Here is a 5,553-nt window from a genome sequence, read left to right on the forward strand (position 1 = left end):
CGCTGTCTTTAAAGACAGCGCTTTTAAATTTCTTTAACTAAAACTGTCTATTAATTATAAACTTAAAACTTCAATAAGTTGCCACTATAGTAGCATAACTAAGTTCAAACTTCTCTAATCTAAATAGAAATACAAATAATGGTAGCCAAATTCGCAATGTAACTGCTGCAAAGGTTAAGGAATAATTTCTGATCATCCAATTCTGATGGTCTTGAATTTTTTTATTTTTAACTCTATTTAATACTTGATATCAATCCGCCCATAGCGTAAAAGGATAAGTACAATCCTGAAATGCCACCTAATATTATACCAATCATATAGATTCTCCCGAACATCCGATGACAGCTTATATTCTTCCCTCTAAATTTTGTGGTTAATGTTAACAGACCAATTACTAATGCTAATATACTAGTTGCAATATGTAAAAATAACATAATATACCAAAAACCACTTAATTTAGATACATATATTAGCTTCGATACAAGTTCTGTTTGAAGCCCATCTAAAATGAAATATTGAACAACAACATAACCAGCTACTAAAATAGCTAAAAAGGTAAATATAAACCAAATTTTCCTATTTGAATTTGACTACCTCCTTTTTACATTTAAGGAAATTAGATTATATATAACCATTTATTCTAAAGGGAAATAAATAAGCCTTCTTTAACTATCTATTCAACAAATTGTTTTTTCATCAGAAACAATCCTAATTGAGGTCCCATTACCATCAAGCTAGCCAAGTAATTTACTAGGTACGAAGTGACTCTTGTTTAAAAACTAGCAAGTGATAAAAAAGTAGGCATGCTAAAGAAGCCTATTAAAATACAATTTTTCACTGAGCAGCTCGTCTATGCTTCATCGTCATTTTATACACAATCTCTAGAATATCAAAGACTGGCATCTTCTTATGTCTATGACAGTTACGACTATTCTTTTTGAGCAATTGATAAAGAAAGTGCAAAATTTTTAAAAGTTCTTCTATTAATCTCTAAAAAACGCGCTGAATTAACATAAATAAATGTCAAGAGATAGAATTTTTGCTTTGAAGGTGCCTCAAAACATTGGCTTGATGGGCATTTGGTGCTAATCCACATTAGAAAAACAAGGAGGTTATCAAAGGCTGAATGAACTCTCAGCAGATGATAACCTCCTGAAATGGCGTATCAATAATTTAAATAGATATCCTCAAAAATATATTATTGAGCCACTCCAAATACATTGATTTCAGCTGCACTTGCCCATGGATTATTGTTTACCTCGCTTAATGCACGTAGTTTAATATAACGACCTGTCTTGTTTGCAAAGCTGACCTCTTTCAAGTTAGCATTGTTTGCAAAAGCACCTATGGATACCGCTGTTCCCCAGTTTATTCCATCACTACTGACGTAAAACTCATAGTCCTTAATCGTTCCATTTATTTGGCCGTCTTGCCTTGGCAAGTAGCTGAATTTGGAGAGGTTATAAGTTGCACCTAAATCAATTTGAATCTCGTGTGGCATTGGAGCTACAGGGCTCCAGTTTGTATGCCAAAATGTGTCTTTGTTTCCATCAAAGGCATACGTACCTAAATTGTACCAATTATAGCTATCTACATATTTTAGTGTCCAGTTTGTTTGCGGAATTAAGCTAGCTTCTTTTGTTGTGACTGCTACATTCATAGCAGAATTACTTGTACTTGTCGTTGTAATCGTTACTCCTGATTTTTCTCCTGTGTAGGTATTACTATTCGGATTAGTGTCTGGACCAAAGGTAGCAGCATGATTTTGATTCGTATAATAGAACGGGTCTTGGTATTCACTGACTGATTGCTCTATATCAATGAAAGGATGAGGATCACTGGAATTATTATTCATAGACTCATCAATATGCCAAACCGCAATACCACCAGAATTTGTTGGTAAGCTCGCATCATACCCAACCTTTGCACGATTCTCAACTAAAAAATACGTATTATCCTTTAAAGGAATCTTTAACACATTATAGTTATTTGGGATCGCATTTAGAGTAAAGTTATTAGTGGTATTTACTACATTTGGTGTTACAAATCCTAATTTTACTTTTGACCAAGCATCCATATGACCGGGTGTAGCTCCATAATCTTCTCCTTGAAGACTATTCCAAGATCCATTACCCATTATACTTAGGCTACCCACACGATTATTATCACCATATAGATCTGGCAAGCCAAAGGAATGACCTAACTCGTGAGCAGGGATACCAATCGTTGCCATATGACCATATTGTTTTTCACCCTGCGCCGTATACATACCTGATACCGTAACACCATCGTGATTTGTATTAGGAGCATACGACTGATGTGCCCAAATATAAGGAAGTGGAGCACCAGGAGCAGCCTGTTCATTACCAGCAAGAAAACTTACAATGTAGAAGCCATCTTTAGAGTCAACGACTTGATCATTATTAGTATCAAGACTAGCAAAATTCACTTGAGAATCAGCTTTAGCCAGTGCATCTGTTATAACCGTACCCATACTTTTTCCCGATGTACTCGGATGAGCGTAATCTAATTTTACTTTAACCACTCCATCATTTTGAGTACCATATGTTTCAGGAGCTGGAGTTATCTGTACTTTTCCGTTACTTACTTCATTATAGTAATTCTTAACTGATTTTTGATTTGTAGAAAAGAATTTGTTACTCCAGTCGTTATCGTTATATGCAATATCAACATCTGTAAACCCAATTAACAAAACAAGTAATTTTTTGGTCCCTACAACTGGAGTGACAGTTCCATCAATATTTTTTAGTGATTCTTTTTGTAATTTATTCATGTGCTCCTATTTTTTCTTTGCTTGAGGGTTATATTTTTTTATCCACTTATTCAAATTGCCCTCATTTACCGCCATTGATGGCTTCTTATCAATTTTATATTTTGTACCCGTTGATTTCAGTTCATCTTATGTAAGCTCAGCATAATTCCAATATCCCTTCTGATCTTGTAAAAGTACGTCGCCATCCTTTGTACTTACCCAGTGGAACCATTCATCTCCATGTAACGTGCCCTCAAAAGTTTCGCCTGAAGGCTGCTTCATTTTGACAACTCCTTCGTATGCTGGTGCGGCAAAAGCGTTTGTTTGAACATACAAAACACAAATTACCGAAAAAACGGACATAAACAGGAATTTAAAAACCCTTTGCATAAACTTCCCCCTTTTTCAATGGTATGTGGAATATTCTGTTGATAGCCAGACTAGATTCATACATGGAATAGTTCGACAGATACATCTGTATAACACTAACAGAATACCTTTAATTATAATTACAGGAAATTGAAAAAATGTTAATTTTTTATTTAAATAAATATTTTCTCAAGATTATTTCAGAAAACAGAATTGATGAAAGTTACAAGTGAGTTTCAGAAAAAATTATACTTTTTAAAATGTATATAATGCACATATTAACTAATCCAAATTAAATAAAGCAGTCAATTCTTGTGCACCATAATTATTTTTAAGTTTTACAAATCCTAACTCATTTGCAAATGTTTGAAGAATATGTAGGGATCCAACGAAGAAGTGAAATTCATCTCAAGTTGATAGACACATACAAAAACGCCATCTTTCCCTATGATTCTACAAAATGAATAGTGTATTTTTTTATTTTAGGAGCTATTTTGTTTTAAAGCTTGATAGCGATGTGGCGGTATCCCATACCCATCAACCTAACGGAATAGGTGGCCCCAAAACGATAAAAATGAACTTCATAGCTATAAAAGACTCTAATTTTTCGTTTTGGGTCATTATAAAATTTGAACTTTATGGTGATGTGGTGCTCCCCCTATAAGAATAGATACATTCTTTTACCTTGAATAAGCCTTATTCCATATACCATCTGCACTAGTACCCTCAAAAATCAGTTTCGCTTTCATATTTATTCAATCACATCACGTTTGCGTGAATTGTTAATGAGAGAACTATGAATCAAATATAATTGGACTATCATAATTAACTTATTTTTCTGAATTTTATTGAAAAATAAGTATAATACAATTAAACGAACTGGATACTTTGCTATGATGGTAATATATAACATTAGTAGACTTTTATGGGATGGGGGAATATATAATGATGGTTTCAGCTAAGGGGAATAATGAATTTACAAAGCTATTAAACGATTGGTATCATGAAATCCGCTCAAGGCGTATAGGTAATGCACATCAATTAAAAGAAATAATTGATTCTAAGATTCATAGTATTGAAGAAGATCAAGATTTATTACTCTACTACTCACTACTAGATTTTAGATATCAATTTGTAATTGATAATTTAATCGTTTCAAAAAACAGCTTTGACAAAGTTGAGGCTTTTGATATGCCTACAGATAATTTCTTAGCTTATTATTATCACTTTTTCAAAGGGATTCATGCCTCTACTATTGGCGAATATCAAATTGCAAAAAAGAGTTATGAAAGCGCAGAAAAACTTTTAGACTGCATTCCTGATGAATTGGAAAAAGCGGAATTTTATTATAAAGTTGGAGCTTTCCATTATGACATATATCAAGGACTCTTATCTTATAAAAAAGTATCAGAGGCAAGAGAAATCTTTGCTCAACATGCTGGGTATGAGATCAATGTAGCATTCTGTGATAATCTTATAGGCTTAGCTTGTACTCATTTGAGAGAATGGGAGCTCGCTGAAGAATATTTTACAAAAGCAATGGATATGTTTCAAAAAATAGACGAAGGGCAATTTATTTTAATGGTGCGTCAAAATTTAGGATTAATGTATGCAACTCAAAACCTTTCGCCATTAGCTATTAGATATCTTTCAGAAGTAAATCAAAAAATGCCTAACAATTATAAGGCACTTTTTATTGAGGCAAGGGAACACATGAAGGAAGGAAATCACTCCGTTGCCAAAGATCTCATAGCAAAAGGATATTCCGTTTGTCAAGAGATTGAAAATATAGAGTATCTTCACCATTTTAAAATATTAGATGCAATGAATGGAGGTTTTCCTGCCGAAGCACTTGAAAGGACAGTGTTAAAAGGCGTATCATATTTTAAAGAGCAAGAACTTTTTGAATTCATTAAGGAATACGAAGAATATCTTGCTACTGCATTTTATAAAGAGAATAACCATATTAAAGCAAGTCTTTATTTCTATTCATGTTCTCAAGCAGGAAAAAAAGTTATTGAGAAGGAGGCATTAAAATGAAAAAGACAATTCTCGGTTTAGTTGGTGTAATTACTATTTTTACTTTAATGTTTGGTGCCCAATCCCCTACAGAAACACATAAAGCTATTGATGTTATTCAATATGCTCACGGAAATCATGGTGGTTAAGATCTTAATTTAGCGAGGATAAAATCGCACAATACACTCATAGCCATACTGACGGATATTAAATGAATAAAGGTCTTCACTTCATTGTGAGGGCTTTTTTTTATAAGAACCCCACTTATAACATCTTTAAAATCTACTATATTTAAAAACATTATAATTACACCAAACCTTTTACATCTATAAGAGAAACTTAAAAAGATTAAAATGTTTAAAAAGAGTAAGAGAATATAGATGTATACACAA

Annotated in this window: 2 protein-coding genes and 3 pseudogenes; 2 read left to right on the forward strand and 3 right to left on the reverse strand. The window is 33.0% G+C overall.

What is annotated here, in order from left to right; translation table 11 throughout:
* Positions 1-85: 85 nt before the first annotated feature.
* From ABWK52_RS15355 to ABWK52_RS29775, 3 pseudogenes are all read right to left on the reverse strand, one after another.
* Positions 86-434: pseudogene (locus tag ABWK52_RS15355) on the reverse strand (DUF2306 domain-containing protein); the annotation flags it as partial.
* Positions 435-1,198: 764 nt separating this feature from the next.
* Positions 1,199-3,163 (reverse strand): annotated as a pseudogene (locus ABWK52_RS15360) (M6 family metalloprotease domain-containing protein).
* A gap of 639 nt (positions 3,164-3,802) precedes the next feature.
* A pseudogene (locus ABWK52_RS29775) lies at positions 3,803-3,891 on the reverse strand (helix-turn-helix domain-containing protein); the annotation flags it as partial.
* A gap of 196 nt (positions 3,892-4,087) precedes the next feature.
* Here ABWK52_RS29775 and ABWK52_RS15370 point away from each other — a divergent pair.
* Together ABWK52_RS15370 and ABWK52_RS15375 are read left to right on the forward strand one after the other, a co-directional pair.
* A complete protein-coding gene (locus tag ABWK52_RS15370; protein ID WP_176527149.1) occupies positions 4,088-5,182 on the forward strand; it encodes a tetratricopeptide repeat protein in 1,095 nt (364 codons plus the stop codon).
* Positions 5,179-5,310, forward strand: coding sequence for a hypothetical protein (locus tag ABWK52_RS15375; protein WP_000751016.1), 132 nt, complete (start codon positions 5,179-5,181; stop codon positions 5,308-5,310). Before ABWK52_RS15370 ends, ABWK52_RS15375 begins: the two co-directional genes overlap by 4 nt.
* The last annotated feature ends 243 nt before the right edge of the window (positions 5,311-5,553 follow it).

The organism is Bacillus sp. AP50 (genome assembly GCF_040492675.1).
In the GTDB taxonomy this organism is placed as follows: domain Bacteria; phylum Bacillota; class Bacilli; order Bacillales; family Bacillaceae_G; genus Bacillus_A; species Bacillus_A cereus.

Coding starts and splice junctions, on each gene's coding strand:
- ABWK52_RS15375 (WP_000751016.1), top strand. CDS start 5,179: ATGAAAAAGACAATTCTCGGTTTAGTTGGTGTAATTACTATTTTTACT.
- ABWK52_RS15370 (WP_176527149.1), top strand. CDS start 4,088: ATGATGGTTTCAGCTAAGGGGAATAATGAATTTACAAAGCTATTAAAC.